Below are 19,828 nucleotides of genomic sequence, written 5' to 3' on the forward strand. Positions count from 1 at the left end.
CGACCGGCGCTGTTTCTCGCGCCGTCGCATCTCGGCCAGATTTCATTGAGGATCGGACATGTCCGGCATCGTCGCCCCGCAACGGTTTCCGTTGCGCATCGTGGTCAGGGAAGGGCGCGCGGCGCACGCCGCCATGCACAGCCATGAAGTGGGGCAACTGCTTTATCCCGAGCAGGGCTCGACGCTGCTGGAGACCCGGCAGCGGGTGATACGGCTCGCGCCCGACAGGGCGGCGTGGATACCGCGCGGCGTGCCGCACGCCGTGCTGATGGACCGCAGTTTTCGATATCACAGTGTCTACGTCGAGCCGGATTTCTACGACGCGGGACGCTGCGTGGTCGTCTGCGTGCGGCCGCTGCTGCGGGAACTGATCCTGGACGCGGCAAGCTGGAGTCCGGATGGCGGCGGGGGCGAACAGCGCCTGCGCAGGGCGCGCGTGCTGGCCGACGAACTGGCGTCGGCGCCCTGGACCGAGCCGGGCATACAGATCCCGGGCGATGCGCGCATCGCGCCCATCTGCCGCGCGCTGGAACAGGATCCGGCCGACAATCGTTCGCTGGGGGCGTGGGCGCGCGTGGCGGGAGCCAGCGAGAAGACCATCCAGCGCGCGTTCGTGGCCCATACCGGCATGTCCTTCCAGCAATGGCGCAACTATGCACGGATGACCCGGGCGGCCGAACTGCATGCGCAGGGTTGGCGGCAACTGGATATCGCGCTGGCGGTGGGCTATGCCACCGAGGGCGCGTATGCGCAGGCATTCAAAAAGTTCTACGGTTATCCGCCCAGCCGGCTGCCGCGGGGCGGCTGATGCAGGTGCCCGGGCAATCCGCTACAATACGCGCCGAGTCACGAGTCGTATCGCAGAGGGTGCTTAGCTCAGTTGGTAGAGCGGCGCCCTTACAAGGCGTAGGTCACAGGTTCGACCCCTGTAGCACCCACCACTCTGTCGAAGCGCATACGTGTCGGGATCAAGGGCTTGGAGTCATCCAGGCCCTTTTTCTTTTGGTGCTTGCTTTACGGCATGTCGCCATGCGTTTTCGGGTTTTCGCTATTGACATTCGTTATGCTCATATTTAGCATAAGTCCGGTCGATATTTTTTTACCCAAAAAATGCTCAGTATGAGCATAAATGGACGGATGACAGGATGAGCCAGACGCTGCTTCGCACTTTCGATTTCGATTCGCCCACGGCCGCCGGCGGCTCGTGCTCGGTAGGGCAGGCCTGGGCCAAGGTGCCCGAGGACTTGCCGGGGCAGCGGCGGGACGAACTGAAGGCGCGCATCCGGGCACTGCTCCAGCGCGAGAACGCGGTGCTGGTCGCGCATTACTACGTGGATGCCGAATTGCAGGAACTGGCCGACGAGACGGGCGGCTGCGTCGCGGATTCCCTGGAGATGGCGCGCTTCGGCCGCGACCACGCGGCCAGCACGCTGGTGGTGGCGGGGGTGCGGTTCATGGGGGAAACGGCCAAGATCCTCAGCCCCGAGAAGCGCGTGCTGATGCCGGACCTGGACGCCACCTGCTCGTTGGACCTGGGCTGTCCCCTGGACGAGTTCTCGGCCTTCTGCGATGCCCATCCCGACCGCACCGTGGTGGTCTACGCCAATACCAGCGCGGCCGTGAAGGCCCGGGCGGACTGGGCCGTGACCTCGGCCATCGCGCTGGACATCGTCGCGGACCTGCACGCCCGCGGGGAAAAGATCCTGTGGGCGCCCGACCGCCACCTGGGCGCCTACGTCCAGTCGCAGACCGGCGCCGATATGCTGATGTGGCAGGGCTCGTGCCTGGTGCACGACGAGTTCAAGGGCATCGAGCTCGAACTGCTGCGGGCGGAACATCCGCAGGCCAAGGTGCTGGTGCATCCGGAATCGCCGCCCGCCGTCGTGGACCAGGCCGACGTGGTGGGCTCGACCGCGCAGATGATCAAGGCCGCGCGCGAACTCGACGCCACGCATTTCATCGTGGCCACCGACCAGGGCCTGCTGCACAAGATGCGGCTTGCCGCTCCCGGCAAGATTTTCATCGCGGCGCCGACGGCGGGGGGAAGCGCGACCTGCAAGAGCTGCGCGCATTGTCCGTGGATGGCCATGAACGGACTGGAGAACCTGGCCGGATGCCTGGAGCGGGGCACGGGCGAAATCCTGCTGGATCCGGCGCTGGGGCGGCAGGCGCGCCGGCCGATCGACCGCATGCTGGACTTCGCCGCCCGCCGCGACCGCCGGGTCCAGGCCAGCGGCGACCTGGCGCGCGACGCAGCACTGTTTTCCGCGGTCGGTCCGGCGTAGTCCGCGCCGGTCGCGCAAGGCGTCCAGCCCCAGGCGCCATGCTAGAATCGGCTCCACACTAATGGGTGCCCATTGGCCTTGAGCCCGTGGGCATTTTGCTTGTATGGCCGTCGTGCCGCTGGCATCCGACCGGAGTATTCGCGCATGTTTGACCTCATCCGTAACCACCGCCGCTGGATGCAGTTCGTCCTGCTGCTGCTGATCCTGCCGTCGTTCGTCTTCGTCGGCATACAGGGCTACTCCAGCTTCATGGAAGGCGACAAGTCGCTGGCCAAGGTGGCGGGCGAAGCCGTTACGCAGCAGGAGTTCGACGCGGCGTCGCGCAACCGGCTCGACCAGCTGCGCGGCATGATGGGCGCGCAGTTCGATTCGCAGGCCTTCGATACGCCGGCCATGCGCCAGGCGGTGCTGGACGAGATCATCAACACCCGCCTGATCTCGGCCGAGGCTACCAAGAACCATTTCTCGGCGTCCGACGACCAGCTCCGCGCCACCATCCAGGCGATTCCGGCCGTGCAGGAAGACGGCAAATTCAGCAACGCCCGCTACCGCGACGCACTGGCCGCGCAAGGCATGACCCCGGTCATGTTCGAGGCCCAGTTGCGGCGCGACCTGGCCTTGCAGCAGGTGCTGGGGCCGGTGGCGCAGTCGACCATGATGCCGGACGCGGTCATGGACCGCCTGGTGGCCGCCGCCACCGAGCGTCGCAGCATCCAGACCCTGCGCGTGGCCGCCGCCGACTACCGCGCCAAGGTCAGCGTCAGCGACGACGAGGTCAAGGCCTACTACGAGGCCAACCGCGCCCGCTTCGAGGTCCCGGAACGGGTCGACGCGCAGTACGTGGTGCTGGACCAGGGGGCGTCGACGTCCGGCATCGCGGTATCCGAGGACGACATCAAGAGCTACTACGAGCAGAACAAGGGCCGCTATGGCCAGGAAGAACAGCGCCGGGCCAGCCACATCCTGATCACGGTCGACAGCGGCGCCAGCGAGTCCGCGCGCGAGGAAGCGCGCAAGAAGGCGCAGTCCCTGGCCGACCAGGCCAAGGCGCCCAAGGCCGATTTCGCCAGGCTGGCGCGCGAGAACTCGCAGGATCCCGGTTCGGCGGCCAAGGGCGGGGACCTGGACTGGTTCGGCCGCGGCATGATGGTCAAGCCTTTCGAGGATGCCGCCTTCGCGCTGAAGGACGGCGAAGTGTCGGGCGTCGTGGCGACCGACTACGGCTTCCATGTCATCAAGCTCATCGGCATCCGTCCGGCCGTGGTCAAGCCGTTGGCCGAGGTTCGCGCCCAGATCGTCGAGGAAATCAAGCAGCAGCAGGCTGCCCGCCGTTTCGCCGAGGCCGCCGAGCAGTTCACGAACCTGGTGTACGAGCAGAGCGATACGCTCGAACCCGCGGCGCAGAAATTCGGCCTGAAGATCCAGGAGGCCCAGGGCGTCACGCGCAGCGGTCTGCAGGGCAACGACGTCCTGGGCAATCCCAAGGTGGCGCAGGCCCTGTTCTCGGACGAGGTGCTGCGCGAGAAGCGCAACTCGGGGGTGATCGAGCTTGGCCCGAATCGCCTGGCCGCGGTGCGCGTGGTCAAGCACGTGCCGGCTTCGGTGCAGCCCCTGGCCGACGTGTCCAGCGGCATCCGCGCCCAGCTGACCCAGGACAAGGCGCTCGATCTGGCCCGCGCGGCGGGCGAGGAACGCCTGAAGGCCCTGCAGGCCAAGGATTCCAGCCAGGGCTTCGGCGCCGTCGTCACGGTGGCGCGCAATGCGCCCCAGGGCGTCGCCCCCGCGCTGCTGAACGCGGTCATGAAGGCGCCGGCCGGCAAGCTGCCGGCGTTTGTGGGCACGATCGCCGGCGACGACTATGTCATTGCCCGGATCTCCAAGGTCGAGGCCGCGCCCAAGCCCGACGCCGCCGCGATCGCCGGCGAGAAGTCGATGATGGAACGCCGCTGGGCCCAGGCCGAGCAGTTGGCCGTGCTGCAGACGCTGCGCGAGAAGTACAAGGTCACGATCTCGCCCGAAGGCACGGCCCTGACCACCGCCGCGCCGGCCGCCGAGCGCTGATCGCCCCGGCCGGCCCGCGGGCCGGCCGTGTCAGGACTTGCCGGTGCCCAGCAGCGGTTCCAGGCGCGACCAGACATTGTCCAGCAGGCGCGGCTGCGCCTGTGCCGTGGGGTGCAGGCGATCGGGCTGGAACAGTTCGATGTGCTGGGCGACGCCGTCCAGCAGGAAGGGCAGCAGCGCCGCCTGCTGCTCCTTGGCGACCTTGGCGAACAATTGCTGGAAGCGCTGCGTGTAGTCGCGGCCATAGTTGGGCGGGATCTGCATGCCCACCAGCAATACGCGCGCGCCAGCCTGGCGCGACGCCTGCACCATCTTGTTCAGGTTCTGCTCGGTCATCTGCAGGGACAGCCCGCGCAGCGCGTCGTTCGAGCCCAGCTCGATCACGACCACGCTCGGCCGATGGCGCGCGAGCAGCGCCGGCAGCCTGCTGACGCCGCCGCTGGTGGTGTCGCCGCTGATGCTGGCGTTGACCACGCGATAGTCGAGCTTGCGCTCGCGCAGGCGGGCCTCGAGCAGCGCCACCCATCCCGATCCGCGCGGCAGGCCGTACTCCGCCGACAGACTGTCGCCCAGCACCAGCAGGGCGGGCGAGGAACTCGCGGCGGGGGCGGCGGTCTGTGCCAGGGCGGCTGGCGCCAGGCCGCATAGCGCGGCCGCGCACAGCGTGCCCGCGAACAGGCGCCGGGCGGCGCCGTGCGCAGTACGGGCGGTGTCCCGGAGCGGCTGCGACGAGCGAGGCTTTATCATGTCTTTCCTTTCTTTCAGCGATCCAATCATGACGGGACCGACCCGATCCGCCGCGAGCCAGTCCGCGGCCACGCCTGCCGCGCAGCCCGCCATCGCCGTACGATCGTTGACCAGGCGGGTGGCCGATTCGAGCGGCGAGCTCGCCATTCTCGATGCGGTCGATTTTACGGTGGCCTTCGGAGAGACCGTGGCCATCACGGGGAGTTCGGGATCGGGCAAGTCCACGCTGCTCGGCCTGCTGGCCGGGCTGGACGTGCCGACCTCCGGATCGGTGCACCTGGCCGGCCGCGACCTGTTCGCGCTGGACGAGGACCAGCGCGCCAGCCTGCGGGCGCGCCACGTGGGCTTCGTGTTCCAGTCGTTCCAGCTGCTGCCCCACCTGACCGCCCTGGAGAACGTCATGCTGCCGCTGGAGTTGGCGGGCCGCGATGCGCGCGCCGCCGCCACGGCCATGCTGGAACGCGTGGGGCTGGGCGCGCGCCTGCGCCACTATCCGCGCACCTTGTCGGGAGGAGAGCAGCAGCGGGTGTCCCTGGCGCGTGCCTTCGTGGTGGAGCCGGAACTGCTGTTCGCCGACGAACCCACGGGCAGCCTGGATTCGGCCACCGGCGAGGCCGTCATCGACCTGATGTTCGAACTGCACCGCGAGCGGGGCACGACCCTGCTGCTGGTGACGCACGATGCCAAGCTGGCGCAGCGCTGCGCGCGCCAGCTGGTGGTGGCGGGCGGGCGCCTGGTGCACGATTCGGCCGGCGACGTTTCCTGAACCGGGCGCCCGCGGCGAGGGATCAGTGGCCGCCGCGATTGCGCAGGTCGCGCGCGGCCGGCGCGATCTCGCTGGCCGTCAGGCCGATAGGGCCGATGCCGCGGGCCACGAGGCTGTCGGCGGCGGCGCCGTGCAGCCACACGCCGGCCCGTGCCGCCTCGCCGGCTTCCAGCCCCTGCGCCAGCAGCGCGCCCAGCATGCCGGCCAGCACGTCGCCGGTACCGGCGGTGGCCAGCCCGGCATTGCCGCTGGCATTGACGCTCCAGGCGCCATGCGGCCCGCACACGATGCTGCCGGCCCCCTTCAGGACCACCCAGGCGCGGTAGCGCGCGGCCAGCTCGCGGGCGGCCTCGATGCGGTCCGCCTGCACCTCGTCGGTCGAGATGCCCAGCATGCGCGCCGCTTCGCGCGGATGAGGGGTCAGGATCGCGGGGCCGCCCCGGGCCGCCAGGCCGCGCGCCAGGTCGGGCAGCGTGCCCAGCAGGACCAGCGCGTCGGCGTCCAGCACCAGGGGGGCCGAGGCGGGCGCCTCGGCCAGCAGGCGGCCAAGCCAGCGCTCGGCGCCGGCATCGGTGCCCAGGCCGCAGCCCGCGACCCAGCCGCCGACGCCCAGTCGCGCCGCATGATCCAGCAGCCCGTCGGCGTCGCGCAGCATGAGCTCGGGATGCCATGGGTCGCAGGGCAGCGCGGGCGGTGCCGCCTCGGCCAGCCCGACCAGGATCTTGCCGGCCCCGCCGTACAAGGCCGCGCGGGCTGCCAGCAAGGCCGCCCCGGTCATGCCGGGCGCGCCGGCCAGGATGGCCAGCGTGCCGAAGCTGCCTTTGTGGCTGTCCTGCGGCCGGGGGTGGAACAGCGCCGGGCAGTCGGCTTGCCGCACGAGCAGGCCGCCATGGGGCAGCCCGGCGTGGCGGCCGATGCCGCTTTCCAGTTCCAGGTCGGCGACGCTGACCGTGCCGGCATGGTCGCGGCCGGCACGCGTGTGGAGTCCGGGCTTGTCGGCGATGAAGGTCAGGGTATGGTGGGCGACGATGGCACCCGGCTGCGCGTCCCCGGTGTCGGTATCGAGCCCGCTGGGCGCATCCAGCGCCAGGATCGGCGATCCCTGCCGCGCCGCCCAGGCCGTCCACCGCTGCGCGGATTCGGGCAGGGGGCGTGAGAGGCCGATGCCGAACAGGGCGTCGACGATCAGCGTGCGCGATGGATCGGGCAGATCGCGGGCATCGGGTTCGCCGGCCTGCAACAGGCCGGCGGGCAATTCCTGCCAGGCTTGTTCGGCATCGGCCGGCCGCCTGCCGGCCGGCAGCGCCCAGACGCGGACCCGGCGGCCGGCCTGGTGCAGCAGCGCGGCCAGCATGAGGCCGTCGCCGCCGTTGTTGCCGGGACCGCACAGCAGGTCGACCGAATGGCCGGGCCAGCGCTCGGCGATGAGCGCGGCAGCCGCGCCGGCGGCCCGCCGCATCAGGGTGTGGGGCGGCAGCGCGGCCTGCGCCTCGCGTTCGATCAGCCTGATGGCGGGGGTGCGCAGCAGCCGGTGCGGGTGTGGGTCCATGCGCTAATTCTTGCGCGCGTAGCGGCCGATGTCCAACCCGTCCAGGTCTATCTCCGGCGTCCGGCCGGCGACCAGGTCGGCGACGATGCGCCCCGTGCCCGCCGCCATGCTCCATCCCTGCGAGCCGTGGCCGACGTTCAGGTACAGGCCGGGCAGCCGGGTCGGGCCGAGTATGGGCGGGCCGTCCGGCGTCATCGGCCGGGTGCCGGCCCACCAGGTCGCGCGCGAGAAATCCAGCATGCCGGGCATCCAGTCCTGGGCCGTCCTGACCAGGGTGCGCAAGGCCTTGTCGCGCAGGGCCGGACCGCGCGCGCCCAGCTCGGCCGTGCCGGCGATGCGCAGGCGCTGGCCGAGCGGCGTCACCGTCACGCGATAGGTCTCGTCCACGAAGGCGCGCCGCGGGCCGATGACGTCGTTGCGCAGGGGAAGGTTGGCGGCATAGCCTCGCACCGGGTAGATCGGCACGCGCACGCCCAGCCGGGCCAGCCAGTCCCCGGCGTCGCTGCCCGAGGCCACGACGACCGCCTGCGCGGGCAGCGTGCGGCCGTCCTGCAGGCGCACGCCGGCGACGATGCCGCCGGCGTCCTGCACGGGCTGGGCGACGGTGTTGAACAGGAACTCGACGCCGCCCCGTTCGCATTCGGCCGCCAGCAGGCGGGCGAACAGCGGGCAGTTGCCCGATTCGTCGTCGGGATAGTGGATGGCGCCCGCCAGCGGCGTGCCGACGTGGACCGCGTCCTGCAGGTGGACGTCCATCGCGACGGCTTCTTCGGCGCCCAGCAACTGGTGGGCGATGCCGCTTTCCCGGAGGACCTGGAGGGTGGCCTGCGCCGCTTCCACGTCGCGCGGCGTGCGCAGCAGTTGCAGGTAGCCGATCCGGCGCTCGTATTCGAAGCCGTATTCCTCGCGCAGCGCGGCCAGCTGGACGCGGCTGTAGCGGGCCACGCGCTGCATGACGCGCTTGTTGGCGGCATAGCGCTCCGCCCGGCACTGGCCCAGCCACTTCACCAGCCACTTCCACAGGGCGGGGTCCAGCGAGGCGCGCAGCGCCACCGGCGCCTCGCTCTTGAACAGATGGGCCAGCACGCGGCCGGGCATGCCCGGGGCGGCCCATGGGGCCGCGTAGTCGGCGGCCAGGATGCCCGCGTTGCCGAAGCTCGATTCCTGGGCGACGCCGCTGCGGCGGTCCACCACGGTTACCTGCATGCCGTGCCGGTTGAGCCAATAGGCGGTGCACACACCAATGATGCCGGCACCGATCACAATCACACGCATGGGGTCTGGTCGCTTTTTCTGGTCGAGCCCGTTTTCCCGCCGGAGCGCGAGGGCATTCCGGGGAACGGGCACCGGATTTTAAGCGGGGAGGGCGGGTATTCGCTCGTGGTTTTTCCCGATCCCCCGGTACGAAGTAAAATCACGGCTAGTCACGCGCTTCCCTCGCGTTTTCCCCCTCATTTCCTCCGCTTCCAGCTCGCTTATCGTGGCCTCCATCCTGCGCCTCTCCGGCCCCCTTGCCCTTTCCTCGTTCCGCCGCGACCGGCTGTTGCGCCGACTCCAGGCCCTGAATGCCTCGGTGGCCGATGTCTCGGCCCGGTTCGTGCATTTCGTCGCCGTGGAGGGCGACCTGGCCGCGGACGACCGCCAGCGCCTGGAGGGCCTGCTGCGCTACGGCGATCCGGCCCCCGAGCCCCAGCAGGGGCTGGAACTGCTGGTCGTGCCGCGCCTGGGCACTGTCTCGCCCTGGGCCAGCAAGGCCACCGACATCGCGCACAATTGCGGGCTGGCGCAGGTCCGCAGGATAGAGCGCGCAGTCGCCTACACGGTGGTCCCTAAACGGGGCCTGCTGGGGGGCGCCAAATCGTTCTCGGCGGACGACCTGGCCGCGCTGGCCGGCGCCTTGCACGACCGCATGACCGAGACGGTGGTCGACGGCGCCTTCGACGGCGCGCCGCTGTTCGCTACCCTGGCCGGCAAGCCCATGCAGACCGTGCCCCTGCTGGCAGAAGGCGCTCCCGCCCTGGTGGCGGCCAACCGCAGCATGGGGCTGGCGCTGTCCGACGACGAGATCGCTTACCTGGTCGAGGCCTTCAACGGCCTGGGACGGAATCCGACCGACGTGGAACTGATGATGTTCGCCCAGGCCAACAGCGAGCATTGCCGCCACAAGATCTTCAATGCCCAATGGGTCATCGACGGCCAGCCGCAGTCCGAGACGCTGTTCGGCATGATCCGCGCCACGCACAAGGCGCAGCCGGAAGGCACCGTGGTGGCGTATTCCGACAACGCCGCCGTCATGGCCGGGGGCCGGGCGGAGCGCTTCCATGTGCAGCCTGGCACCGAAGGCCAGGTGTACGGACGCCGCGACGCGATCGTGCACACCCTGATGAAGGTCGAGACGCACAACCATCCCACGGCCATCTCGCCTTTCCCCGGCGCCTCGACCGGCGCGGGCGGCGAGATCCGCGACGAAGGCGCGACCGGCCGCGGCTCCAAGCCCAAGGCGGGCCTGACCGGTTTCACGGTATCGCACCTGCGTTTCGACGATGCCATCGAGCCCTGGGAACACGATGGCCACGGCGCGCCCGACCGCATCGCCTCGCCCCTGTCCATCATGATCGAAGGCCCCCTGGGCGGGGCTGCGTTCAACAACGAATTCGGCCGGCCCAACCTGCTGGGCTATTTCCGGACCTTCGAACAGACCGCGGGCGGCGTGCGCTGGGGCTACCACAAGCCCATCATGATCGCCGGCGGCCTTGGCAGCATCGACGACGGCCTGACACACAAGAACGATCTGCCGCCCGGCTCGCTGCTGATCCAGCTGGGCGGACCCGGCATGCGCATAGGCATGGGCGGCGGCGCCGCCTCCAGCATGGGCGTGGGCAGCAACACCGCCGACCTCGATTTCGACTCCGTCCAGCGCGGCAATCCCGAGATCGAGCGCCGCGCGCAGGAAGTCATCGACCGCTGCTGGCAGCTCGGGGCCGACAACCCCATCCAGTCCATCCACGACGTAGGCGCGGGCGGCCTCTCGAATGCCTTCCCCGAACTGGTGGACGGCGCCGGGCGCGGCGCCATATTCGACCTGCGCAACGTCCAGCTCGAGGAATCGGGCCTGTCGCCGGCCGAGATCTGGTGCAACGAATCGCAGGAGCGCTATGTGCTGGCCATCCTGCCGCAGGACCTCGAGCGCTTCGATGCGCTGGCGCGCCGCGAGCGCTGCCCCTATGCGGTCGTGGGCGTGGCCACCGAGCAGCGCCAGTTGCGCGTGGTCGACGGCGAAGGCTTTTCGGCGGGCGACGTGGCCGCGGCCGACTGGGCCCGGACTTCGCGTCCGGTGGACGTGCCGGTCGACGTCATCCTGGGCAAGCCGCCCCGCATGGAGCGCGACGTCGCGCGCCAGCCGGGCGCGGGCGAATCGCTGGACGTGGTCGGCCTGGACCTGGACGACGTGGCCCTGCGCGTGCTGCGCCACCCCACGGTCGCCAACAAGACCTTCCTGATCACCATCGGCGACCGGACCGTGGGCGGCCTGTCCTCGCGCGACCAGATGGTCGGCCCGTGGCAGGTGCCGGTGGCCGACTGCGCGGTCACGCTGGCCGACTACAGCGGCACGCGCGGCGAAGCCATGGCCATGGGCGAACGCACTCCGCTGGCCGTCATCGACGCCCCGGCCTCGGGCCGCATGGCCGTGGCCGAAGCCATCACCAACCTGGTGGCGGCCTCCGTGGTCCGCATCGAAGACGTCAAGATGTCCGCCAACTGGATGGCCGCCTGCGGCGAGCCCGGCCAGGACGCGGCGCTGTACGACACCGTCAGCGCGGTCAGCGAACTGTGCCGGCGCGTCGGGCTGTCCATCCCCGTGGGCAAGGATTCGCTGTCCATGCGCACGGCCTGGGACGAGAACGGCGAACCGCGCCGCGTGGTGGCGCCGGTGTCGCTCATCGTTACCGCCTTCGCGCCGGTGGACGACGTACGCAAGACCCTGACTCCGCAACTGCGCACCGACCAGGGCGACACGACCCTGATCCTGGTCGATCTGGGGCGCGGCAAGCACCGCCTGGGCGGTTCCGTGCTGGCCCAGGTCATCGGCCAGGTCGGCCAGCAGGCGCCCGACATCGATGCCCCCGACGACCTGCGCGCCTTCTTCGCCGCGATCCGCACCCTGGCCGACAGCGGCGTGATCCTGGCCTACCACGACCGTTCCGACGGCGGATTGTTCGCCACGCTGTGCGAAATGGCCTTTGCCGGCCATACCGGCCTGTCGATCAACCTGGACATGCTTACCCTGGATCCGTATGCGTCGGACTGGGGCGATTTCAAGATCCGGCCGGAACAGGTCGCCGTGCAGCGCGACGAACTGACGATCAAGGCGTTGTTCTCCGAAGAGGCGGGGGCCGTCATCCAGGTGCCCGCCGCCAGCCGCGACGCGGTGATGGAAGTACTGCGCGGCGCCGGACTGTCGGCCCACTCGCACGTGATCGGCGAACCCAACGGCCGCGACGAGATCGAGTTCTACCGCGACGCCCGCAGGATCTGGGGCAAGCCGCGCGCCGAACTCGGCAAGGCCTGGAGCGAGGTCAGCCGCCGCATCATGGCGCTGCGCGACAACCCCGACTGCGCGCAGGCCGAATTCGACCTGTGGGACGACGTCGCCAATCCCGGCCTGTCGCCCAAGGTCGATTTCGACCCGCAGGAAGACATCGCCGCCCCCATGATCGCCACCGGCGCGCGCCCGCGCATGGCCATCCTGCGCGAACAGGGCTGCAACAGCCAGGTCGAGATGGCCTATGCCTTCGACCGCGCCGGCTTCGAGTCCTGGGACGTGCACATGACCGACCTGCTGAGCGGACGCATCGACCTGTCCAGCTTCAAGGGGCTGGTCGCCGTCGGCGGCTTCAGCTACGGCGACGTGCTGGGCGCCGGCGAGGGCTGGGCCAAGACCATCCAGTACAACGCGGTGCTGGCCGACATGTTCGCGGCCTACTTCGGCCGCGGCGACACCTTCGCGCTGGGCGTGTGCAACGGCTGCCAGATGCTGGCTGCGCTGGCCCCCATGATCCCGGGCGCCCAGGACTGGCCGCGCTTCACGCGCAACCGCTCGGAAAAGTTCGAGGCCCGCTTCTCGCTGGTCGAGATCCCCGAGTCGCCGTCCATCTTCTTCGACGGGATGGCCGGCTCGCGCATGCCCATCGCCGTTTCCCACGGCGAAGGCTATGCCGACTTCTCGCAGCAGGGCAGGGCCGACGCGGCGCTGGCCGCCATGCGTTTCGTCGATCACGCCGGCAAGCCGACCGAGGTCTATCCCTACAACCCCAACGGCAGCGCCGGCGGCCTGGCCGGCGTCACCACGGCGGACGGCCGCTTCACCGCCCTGATGCCGCACCCCGAGCGGGTGTTCCGCAACGTGCAGATGTCGTGGAGTCCTGCCTCGTGGGGCGAACGCGACAGCGGCGGCGAGTTCTCGCCGTGGATGCGCATGTTCCGCAACGCGCGCCGTTGGACCGCTTGAGCCAACGAGGCAAATAAAAACCCCGGGCAGGGCCCGGGGTGCGAGGGCTGGCAGCCTGAGCTGCCGGCATGGGGGCCGCCTTGCGGCCCTTTTTCTTAGAAGCGGTGTTGCAGGCCGACGCCCAGTTGGCGATAGGTCATGTCGCGGTTCTGGTCGAAGTTGCGCACGTCGTTGTCGGCGAAGAACGCATACAGGTTGGTGCGCTTGGACAGGTCGTAGGTATAGCCAAGCGCCCAGCCGTCGACCTTGGACTTGGTGGCTTTCTGCCAAGCGGCGTAGAGCCTTCCGGGACCGATCGGGGCGCTCGCGCCGATGGTATAGGCACTGTCGCTGGAGAATTGGCCGCCCGTGGCGACGACGTTGTTGTACCCGTTCAGGTAGGCGCCGGTAATGTTATTGGCCTTGGCGTAGCCGGCGTGGATGGCCGCGACGCCGAAGTCGTACGATGCGCCCACGGTCAGGTTGCGGAAGGTCTTGGTGCCGGGCAGCGGCGATTCCACTTGCTGGTAGGTCAGCACGCCCTTGATCGGGCCGTTGTCGTATTTCAGGCCGGCGTCGATCAGGCGGTTGTTCTTGCCGCTTTCCGCAGCTTCCCCTTCGCCTGCAGGACCTGCGCCCGGAACTTGCGAGAATGCGTTGAAGCTGTAACCCACGGCGGCTTGGATGCCGTAGAACGACGGGCTGTAGTAGTAGACGGAGTTGTTGACCCGACCTCCGCCCATCACTGCGTCATTGTAGGCGAAGGTGCTGCCGATGCTGGCGGTGCTGAAGTTCAGGCCGAACGGGTTGGCGACGCCGGCGGCCCACATGAAGGCCAGGTTGGTCGTGCGGCCCAGAGTCAGGCGGCCCATGCTGTTGCTTTCGAGGCCGACGTAGGCATAGCGACCAAACAGGCGGTCGTGTGTCTGAGTGCCATTGTCAACGTTGAAACCGTTTTCCAGGGTGAAGATGGCCTTCAGGCCGTTACCCAAGTCTTCTGAACCACGCATCCCGAAGCGGGACTGGCTCATCAGGCCGCTGTCGATACCCTTGACGGTCTTGCCGTCCACCTTGCGGTAGTCGAAGCCTGCATCGACCAGGCCATACAGCGTCACGGAACTCTGTGCATGCGCGGCGCCTGCAAAACCGGCCAGCAGGGCAGTCGCGAGTAGGGTTTTCTTCATTACTTGGTCTCCAGCTGAAAAACATTTCGACAAGTTGGCTGGTGTTCCGGCGGCGCTGGCGGGGCCAGTGTCTTCGGCGTACAGCCGCCGTCTTGATCCCGATTTCCAGGCGGTGCTGCTTAGGCTGCGAAGAAATCTGAAGAAATTTCACCAGAAAGGATTAAGGGTGCCAACTGATAAATCTGGTGCGATATTCGGCGGTGTTGCGATTCTGTCTAAATCAATTGGACTTGTCGCTGTTCGCGCAACAAGAGGGGGAAGAGCGTTACATTTGGCAATATGAAAGGGTTCGAAAGGAACTGGTCAGAATCGGACAGGCAAAAAAGAACCCCGCACAAGGCGGGGTTCTTGCTTGTTCGCACGAGGGCGGAAGCCCCGTGATACCGGTCAGACCGGTATCACGTGCTTAGAAGCGGTGTTGCAGGCCCAGAGCGAACTGGCGGTTGCTCAGGTCCTTCTTGGCGGCGAAGTCACGCACGTTGCCGTCGACGAAGAAGGCGTACAGGTTGGTACGCTTCGACAGGTCGTAGGTGTAGCCGATGGCCCAGTTGTCGGTCTTCGACTTGGTGGCTTTCTGGTAGGCAGCGTAAGCCTTGCCGGGTCCCAGAGGAGCGCTCAGACCGATCGTGTAGGCGTTGTCCTTGGTGAAGTCCGCAGACGTAGCACCGATGGAGCCATTGTAGTTGGTCAGGGTACGGATGCCCTTGACGTTGTTATAGCCAGCGTAGACAGCTACGACGCCGAAGTCGTAGTTGGCACCCAGCGTCAGGTTCTTGAGCTTGCCGTTGTTGGCAGAGGCTTGCGACGGGTTCAGGTACTGATACGTGATCACAGCCTTCAGGGGGCCGTTGTCATATTTCAAACCCAGGTCGATCAGGCGGTCGTTGTTCTTGTTGCCAGCGACTTCGCCGTTGGCATTGGATTGGAAGCTGTAGCCGATCGCGCCTTGGAAGCCCGAGAAGCTAGGCGAGTAGTAGTAGGCCGAGTTGTTGACACGACCCAGGCCCAGATCCGCGTCGTTGTACGCGAAGGTGGAGCCGACGGTAGCGCTGCTGAAGCTCAGGCCGAAGGGGTTGACGATGCCGGCAGCCCACATGAAGGCCAGGTTGGTGGTACGGCCCAGAGTCAGGCGGCCAGCGGAGGCGCTTTCGAGGCCGACGAAGGCATAACGGCCGAACAGACGGCCGGCGCTTTCACCAGGAGCGGGGCCGCCGTTGAGTTGTTGACCGTTATCGATGCTGAAGCCGTTTTCCAGGGTGAAAATGGCCTTCAGACCACCGCCGATGTCTTCCGAACCACGGATACCCCAGCGCGACTGGCTCTGCAGGCCGCTGTCGATGCCGGTCTTGCTCTTGTTGCCTTCGAGCTTGGTGTAGTTGAAACCAGCGTCAACCAAACCGTACAGCGTGACGTTGCTTTGCGCTTGAGCGGCACCTGCGAAGCCAGCCAGCAGCGCGGCGGCAAGAAGGGTCTTCTTCATTTAAATAGGTCTCCAGCGGAGTGAGTAACTCGATAAGCCGAAGGGACGAGTCGGAAGACAGCATTGCTGCCGCTTTCCCCCAAGACAAGCCCCCCGTCTTGCTTACGATTTCTACGCGATGTACTTTGCTGTGAAGAAATCTCGAAGAATTTCACCAGAAAGCCCATGGAGTGCCAATAGTTAATTCCCTTGCAATAAAAATGTGTTGTGCTTTGCTCTAAGGTTTTGTTACCTAATTGCAACCCCAGGGCGGAGTGAACCCGCGAATCGCCAGTTCTGCTGGAGGGTTGAGCAAGAAAAACGCCCCGTAACTCAGGCCGGCAAGGGGCTGTTTTACGGGGCATCAGGTTCAACCCAGGGAAACCCTGATTGTTGAAAATTTAATTATCGGGACAACGTTTTTTGTTGGTTGAATCCAACAAGCTTATTGAATCTTGGCCTTTTCGCGCAGGCTGGTCTGGAAATCACGCAGCTTGGTCTGGCGCAGGGATTCCTCGATTTGGGGGCGGAGTTGCTCCAGCGGCGGGAATTGGACCGGGCGCACGTCGTCCAGGCGAATCACGTGCCAGCCGAACTGGGTCTGCACCGGCGCTTCCGTGGTCTGGCCCTTCTGCAGCGCGGCCAGCGCGTCGGCGAACGGCTTGACGTAGGTGCTGGAGGGCGCCCAGTCCAGGCTGCCGCCGTTGGCGGCCGAGCCGGGGTCCTTGGATTGCTTGGCGAGGTCCTCGAACTTCGCTCCCTTCTTCAGCTGGGAGATGATGTCCTTGGCCTGGGCCTCGCTTTCGACCAGGATGTGGCGGGCCTGGTATTCCTTGTCGCCCTGGGCGCTCTTGACGCGGTCGTACTCGGCCTGGATGTCCTGCGGCGAGACCGGGTTCTTGGCCAGGAAGTCGTTGAACAGGCCGCGGATCAGCACGCTCTGGCGGGTCAGGTCGATTTCGGCCTGGACTTCGGGCTGCTTGGCGACGCCGCGCTTGTCGGCTTCCTGCAGGAAGATTTCACGGTTGATCAGTTCTTCCCGGATCTGCTCGCGCAACTGGGGGGAGTCGGGCTGGCCCTGCTTGGTCAGCAGCTTGACGAATTGGTCCACGCGCGACGAGGGGATGGCCTTGCCGTTGACCACGGCGGCATTCTGCGCAAAAACCGGAGCGGCCAGGGTCAGCGCGGCAGCCATCATCAAAACACGCTTCATGTATGGAAGTCCTTGAAGGTAGAGGGGGAGTGAGGTCGGTTGAAAAGACCGGGCTCAAGAGGTTGGTGCGGAATCTTCTTCTGGTGTCAGCGCCTGGAGCGCCAGCGCGTGGATGTGCGCCGGCATCAAGTCTGCCAATCGATCATACACCAGCCTATGCCTGGCTACCCGGTTGAGCCCGGCGAAACGGGGCGAAACAATGCGTAGCCGGAAGTGTCCGGCGCCGCCGGCCGCGCCGGCATGCCCGGCATGCAGGTGGGATTCGTCCTGCACGTCCAGGGTGATGGGGTCGAGGGCCTGCAGGCGCTGCCGGATCCCCGCGATGCGGTCGGCGTTCATGAACGTTCGGCCCCGGCGTCGGTTTCGCGCTTGGCGATGTCCGCGGTGGAGGCTTCCTGGGCGGGCTTCATGTGGCGGCCGAGATAGAGCGATTGCAGAACGACGAACACCAGCAGCAGTCCGAAGATGCCGAAGACCTTGAAGCTGACCCAGGTTTCGGTGGGCCAGTTGTAGGCGACGTACAGGTTCAGGCCGCCTACCGCCGCGAAGAACGTCACCCAGGCAAGGTTGAGCCGGCTCCAGACCGCCTCGGGCAACTGGATCTGCGCGCCCAGCATGCTGCGAAGGAAATTGCGCTTGAACAGCCACTGGCCGCCACCCAGCACCGCCGCGAACAGCCAGTAGAGCACCGTGGGCTTCCACTTGATGAAGACCTCGTCGTGCAGGAACAGCGTCGCGCCGCCGAACACCACGATGATGGCCAGGTTGATCCAGTGCATGGGCTCGATCTTCCTGCGCCGCACCAGCAGCCAGACGATCTGCAGCACGCTGGCCGCCATGGCCACGCCCGTCGCGACATAGATGTCGGCGAACTTGTATGCGGCGAAGAAAAGAACCAGCGGGAAAAGATCAAAAAGTAATTTCATCGAATCGTCGAGAAAAAAATGCACCCGAGTGGGACAAGAAAACCACCCCACCGTTCACCCTACAGCCCCAGCTTAACCCGGCCTACCAAGATCCAGGATGCGGTGGATCCGGCTTTGCCGGTCCGCCCGCATCGCCCCCTTGAGGGGGCGCCCGAAGGGCGTGGGGGGCTACAGCGGTTCGAACTTCAGCGAGACCGAATTGATGCAATAACGCAGGCCTGTCGGCGGCGGGCCGTCCTCGAAGACGTGTCCCAGGTGGGCGTCGCAGACGTTGCACAGGATCTCGGTGCGGACCATGCCATGGGTGGTGTCGAGTTCCTCGCGCACGTTATCGGGGTCGAGCGGGGCGAAATAACTGGGCCAGCCGCAGGCCGAGTCGAACTTGGTGTCCGAGGCGAACAGCGGCGTGCCGCAGGCCACGCAGCGGTAGATGCCGGGCTCGCGATGATCCCAGTACTGGCCGGTGAACGCGCGCTCGGTCGCCTTCTCGCGTGCCACGGCGTATTGCATGGGCGTGAGCAGGGTGCGCCATTCGGCATCGGATTTCGTGACTTTGGGCCGGTCGGACATGGTCTACCTCATGAAGAACAACTGACTTGCAGTGCGCCCGCCCAGTCGGGCGGCACGCGGGCATAGCTTTCATGGCCGGGGCGTTCGGTATAGGGATCGCGCAAGAGCCGCATCAGGCGGTCGATCTCGCCGGAGTCCCGTTCCTTCGCGGCGCGGATCGCCAGCTCGGCCAGGTGGTTGCGCAGCACGTACAGCGGATTGACGCGGTTCATGGCCGCCGCGCGTTCGGCATCGGCCCGCCCGTCCTGCGCGAGGCGGGCGCGATAGGTGGCGAGCCAGGCGCGGGCGGCTTCGCGGTCGGCATACAGGTCCTCGAAGGTCTCGATGCCCGGGGCCGGCGGGGTGTCGCCGGCGCTGGCCACGGCGGCCAGGCGCCGGAAGCTCAAGGTGAAGTCGGCGCGGTTCTGGTGCATGACGGACCACAGGCCGTTCAGCAGTTCCTCGTCGCCGGCCTGCCATTGCGCCAGGCCGAGCTTGGCGGCCATCCTGTCGTGGAAGGCGGCCAGGAAGGCGCCTTCGTAGCCGGCCAGCACGGCGCGCAGCGCGTCCTCGTCCTGCACCAGCGGCATCAGCGCGCCGGCCAGGCGGTACAGGTTCCAGTGCCCGACGGCGGGCTGGGCGTCCCACGCGTAGCGTCCGGCCGTGTCGGAATGATTGCAGACGTGGTGGGCGTCGAAGCCGTCCATGAATCCATAGGGGCCATAGTCCAGCGTCAGCCCCAGGATGGACATGTTGTCGGTGTTCATGACGCCATGGCAGAAGCCCACGGCCTGCCAGTCCGCCATCAGCGTGGCGGTCTTGCGCGTGACCGCGGCCAGCAGCCGCAGGTAGGGGCCGGCCTCCGTGTCGGCGACGCCGGTCGGGGCCGGCCGGCAGTCGGGATAGAAGCGGTCGATCACGTAGTCGGCCAGGACGCGCAGCAGGTCGGGCCGCTGACGGCTGGCCCAGTGTTCGAACGAGCCGAAGCGCACGAAGCTGGGCGACATGCGGGTGACGATGGCGGCCGTCTCGACGGTCTCGCGGATGACCGGATCGTCGGAGGCGACCAGCGCCAATGCGCGCGTGGTCGGGATGCCCAGGCCGTGCATGGCTTCCGAGGCGAGATACTCGCGCACGGATGAGCGCAGCACGGCCTTGCCGTCGCCCATGCGCGAATACGGGGTCAGGCCCGATCCCTTGAGCTGCAGTTCCCAGTTGCCGTCGGGGCCGGCCACTTCGCCCAGCAGCAGCGCGCGGCCGTCGCCCAGTTGTCCGGCCCATACGCCGAATTGATGGCCGCTGTAGACGGCGGCCAGCGGCGCTCCGCCAGGCAGCGGGCGGGCGCCCGCGAACACGGACAGGAACTCGGGCGTGGCCAGGGCCTCGGGAGCGAGGCCGATCAGGGCGGCGGCCTCGGGGTTGGCATGCACCAGCCAGGGGTCGTCCAGGGGCTGGGGCGACACCCGTGAATAGAACGCGTCCGGCAGGGCGGCGAACGAGTTGTCGGTACGCAGGGACTGGAGAGTGCTGGCGAGCTTCACGACGTTGGAACGGTGATTGGCGGTCCGGCCTCACGCCGGGTATCAATCAAGGTTAACCTA

At 67.5% G+C, this 19,828-nt stretch carries 15 protein-coding genes and 1 tRNA gene; 6 read left to right on the top strand and 10 right to left on the bottom strand.

Annotated elements, in window-relative coordinates:
• Window positions 1-58: 58 nt before the first annotated feature.
• From CDO46_RS21405 to CDO46_RS21420, 4 genes are all read left to right on the top strand, one after another.
• Window positions 59-808: an AraC family transcriptional regulator gene (locus tag CDO46_RS21405; protein WP_087840619.1), complete on the top strand. Its 750-nt coding sequence runs from the start codon at window positions 59-61 to the stop codon at window positions 806-808.
• A gap of 57 nt (window positions 809-865) precedes the next feature.
• A tRNA-Val gene (locus CDO46_RS21410) sits at window positions 866-941 on the top strand.
• Between the two features lie 204 nt (window positions 942-1,145).
• On the top strand, window positions 1,146-2,285 hold the full coding sequence (gene nadA / locus CDO46_RS21415; protein ID WP_087840620.1) for a quinolinate synthase NadA: 1,140 nt from the start codon (window positions 1,146-1,148) through the stop codon (window positions 2,283-2,285).
• Window positions 2,286-2,429: 144 nt separating this feature from the next.
• Window positions 2,430-4,346 (top strand): SurA N-terminal domain-containing protein, encoded by a 1,917-nt coding sequence (locus CDO46_RS21420; protein WP_087840621.1) that lies wholly within the window; start codon window positions 2,430-2,432, stop codon window positions 4,344-4,346.
• Between the two features lie 30 nt (window positions 4,347-4,376).
• Here the strand turns inward: CDO46_RS21420 and CDO46_RS21425 are convergent, their stop codons facing one another.
• Window positions 4,377-5,093 (bottom strand): arylesterase, encoded by a 717-nt coding sequence (locus tag CDO46_RS21425; protein ID WP_087840622.1) that lies wholly within the window; start codon window positions 5,091-5,093, stop codon window positions 4,377-4,379.
• Window positions 5,094-5,121: 28 nt separating this feature from the next.
• Between CDO46_RS21425 and CDO46_RS21430 the strand changes: the two genes are divergently transcribed.
• Window positions 5,122-5,859: an ABC transporter ATP-binding protein gene (locus CDO46_RS21430; RefSeq protein WP_087840661.1), complete on the top strand. Its 738-nt coding sequence runs from the start codon at window positions 5,122-5,124 to the stop codon at window positions 5,857-5,859.
• Window positions 5,860-5,881: 22 nt separating this feature from the next.
• Here the strand turns inward: CDO46_RS21430 and CDO46_RS21435 are convergent, their stop codons facing one another.
• Both CDO46_RS21435 and CDO46_RS21440 read right to left on the bottom strand, forming a co-directional pair.
• Entirely contained in the window at window positions 5,882-7,408 is a 1,527-nt protein-coding gene (locus CDO46_RS21435) for an NAD(P)H-hydrate dehydratase (RefSeq protein WP_087840623.1), read from the bottom strand.
• A 3-nt stretch (window positions 7,409-7,411) separates the two neighbouring features.
• On the bottom strand, window positions 7,412-8,755 hold the full coding sequence (locus CDO46_RS21440; RefSeq protein WP_338615398.1) for a D-amino acid dehydrogenase: 1,344 nt from the start codon (window positions 8,753-8,755) through the stop codon (window positions 7,412-7,414).
• Window positions 8,756-8,888: 133 nt separating this feature from the next.
• Here CDO46_RS21440 and purL point away from each other — a divergent pair, with 133 nt between their 5' ends.
• A complete protein-coding gene (gene purL, locus CDO46_RS21445; protein ID WP_087840625.1) occupies window positions 8,889-12,917 on the top strand; it encodes a phosphoribosylformylglycinamidine synthase in 4,029 nt (1,342 codons plus the stop codon).
• Window positions 12,918-13,012: 95 nt separating this feature from the next.
• On the opposite strand, the gene CDO46_RS21450 is transcribed toward purL, so the two are convergent.
• The 7 genes from CDO46_RS21450 to CDO46_RS21480 form a co-directional block, all read right to left on the bottom strand.
• Window positions 13,013-14,080 (bottom strand): porin, encoded by a 1,068-nt coding sequence (locus CDO46_RS21450; RefSeq protein ID WP_087840626.1) that lies wholly within the window; start codon window positions 14,078-14,080, stop codon window positions 13,013-13,015.
• A gap of 406 nt (window positions 14,081-14,486) precedes the next feature.
• Window positions 14,487-15,560, bottom strand: a complete 1,074-nt coding sequence (locus tag CDO46_RS21455; protein WP_087840627.1) for a porin — start codon at window positions 15,558-15,560, stop codon at window positions 14,487-14,489.
• Between the two features lie 424 nt (window positions 15,561-15,984).
• Entirely contained in the window at window positions 15,985-16,752 is a 768-nt protein-coding gene (locus CDO46_RS21460; RefSeq protein ID WP_087840628.1) for a peptidylprolyl isomerase, read from the bottom strand.
• Between the two features lie 54 nt (window positions 16,753-16,806).
• Window positions 16,807-17,091 carry a BolA family transcriptional regulator gene (locus CDO46_RS21465; RefSeq protein ID WP_087840629.1) on the bottom strand — a complete coding sequence of 95 codons (285 nt, stop codon included), beginning with the start codon at window positions 17,089-17,091 and terminating at the stop codon, window positions 16,807-16,809.
• Entirely contained in the window at window positions 17,088-17,678 is a 591-nt protein-coding gene (locus CDO46_RS21470) for a septation protein A (RefSeq protein WP_087840630.1), read from the bottom strand. Before CDO46_RS21470 ends, CDO46_RS21465 begins: the two co-directional genes overlap by 4 nt.
• Before the next feature lie 168 nt (window positions 17,679-17,846).
• A complete protein-coding gene (gene msrB / locus CDO46_RS21475; protein WP_087840631.1) occupies window positions 17,847-18,248 on the bottom strand; it encodes a peptide-methionine (R)-S-oxide reductase MsrB in 402 nt (133 codons plus the stop codon).
• A gap of 8 nt (window positions 18,249-18,256) precedes the next feature.
• Window positions 18,257-19,768: a YdiU family protein gene (locus CDO46_RS21480; RefSeq protein ID WP_087840632.1), complete on the bottom strand. Its 1,512-nt coding sequence runs from the start codon at window positions 19,766-19,768 to the stop codon at window positions 18,257-18,259.
• Between the last annotated feature and the right edge of the window lie 60 nt (window positions 19,769-19,828).

The organism is Pigmentiphaga sp. NML030171, assembly GCF_002188635.1.
GTDB classification, from domain to species: Bacteria; Pseudomonadota; Gammaproteobacteria; order Burkholderiales; family Burkholderiaceae_B; genus Pigmentiphaga; species Pigmentiphaga daeguensis.

What these genes read in the sequence shown, in the direction of transcription:
- CDO46_RS21455 (WP_087840627.1), bottom strand. Translation starts at nt 15,560, where the DNA reads ATGAAGAAGACCCTTCTTGCCGCCGCGCTGCTGGCTGGCTTCGCAGGT.
- CDO46_RS21460 (WP_087840628.1), bottom strand. Translation starts at nt 16,752, where the DNA reads ATGAAGCGTGTTTTGATGATGGCTGCCGCGCTGACCCTGGCCGCTCCG.
- CDO46_RS21450 (WP_087840626.1), bottom strand. Translation starts at nt 14,080, where the DNA reads ATGAAGAAAACCCTACTCGCGACTGCCCTGCTGGCCGGTTTTGCAGGC.
- CDO46_RS21425 (WP_087840622.1), bottom strand. Translation starts at nt 5,093, where the DNA reads ATGATAAAGCCTCGCTCGTCGCAGCCGCTCCGGGACACCGCCCGTACT.
- msrB (WP_087840631.1), bottom strand. Translation starts at nt 18,248, where the DNA reads ATGTCCGACCGGCCCAAAGTCACGAAATCCGATGCCGAATGGCGCACC.
- CDO46_RS21435 (WP_087840623.1), bottom strand. Translation starts at nt 7,408, where the DNA reads ATGGACCCACACCCGCACCGGCTGCTGCGCACCCCCGCCATCAGGCTG.
- nadA (WP_087840620.1), top strand. Translation starts at nt 1,146, where the DNA reads ATGAGCCAGACGCTGCTTCGCACTTTCGATTTCGATTCGCCCACGGCC.
- CDO46_RS21470 (WP_087840630.1), bottom strand. Translation starts at nt 17,678, where the DNA reads ATGAAATTACTTTTTGATCTTTTCCCGCTGGTTCTTTTCTTCGCCGCA.
- CDO46_RS21430 (WP_087840661.1), top strand. Translation starts at nt 5,122, where the DNA reads ATGACGGGACCGACCCGATCCGCCGCGAGCCAGTCCGCGGCCACGCCT.
- CDO46_RS21420 (WP_087840621.1), top strand. Translation starts at nt 2,430, where the DNA reads ATGTTTGACCTCATCCGTAACCACCGCCGCTGGATGCAGTTCGTCCTG.
- CDO46_RS21405 (WP_087840619.1), top strand. Translation starts at nt 59, where the DNA reads ATGTCCGGCATCGTCGCCCCGCAACGGTTTCCGTTGCGCATCGTGGTC.
- CDO46_RS21465 (WP_087840629.1), bottom strand. Translation starts at nt 17,091, where the DNA reads ATGAACGCCGACCGCATCGCGGGGATCCGGCAGCGCCTGCAGGCCCTC.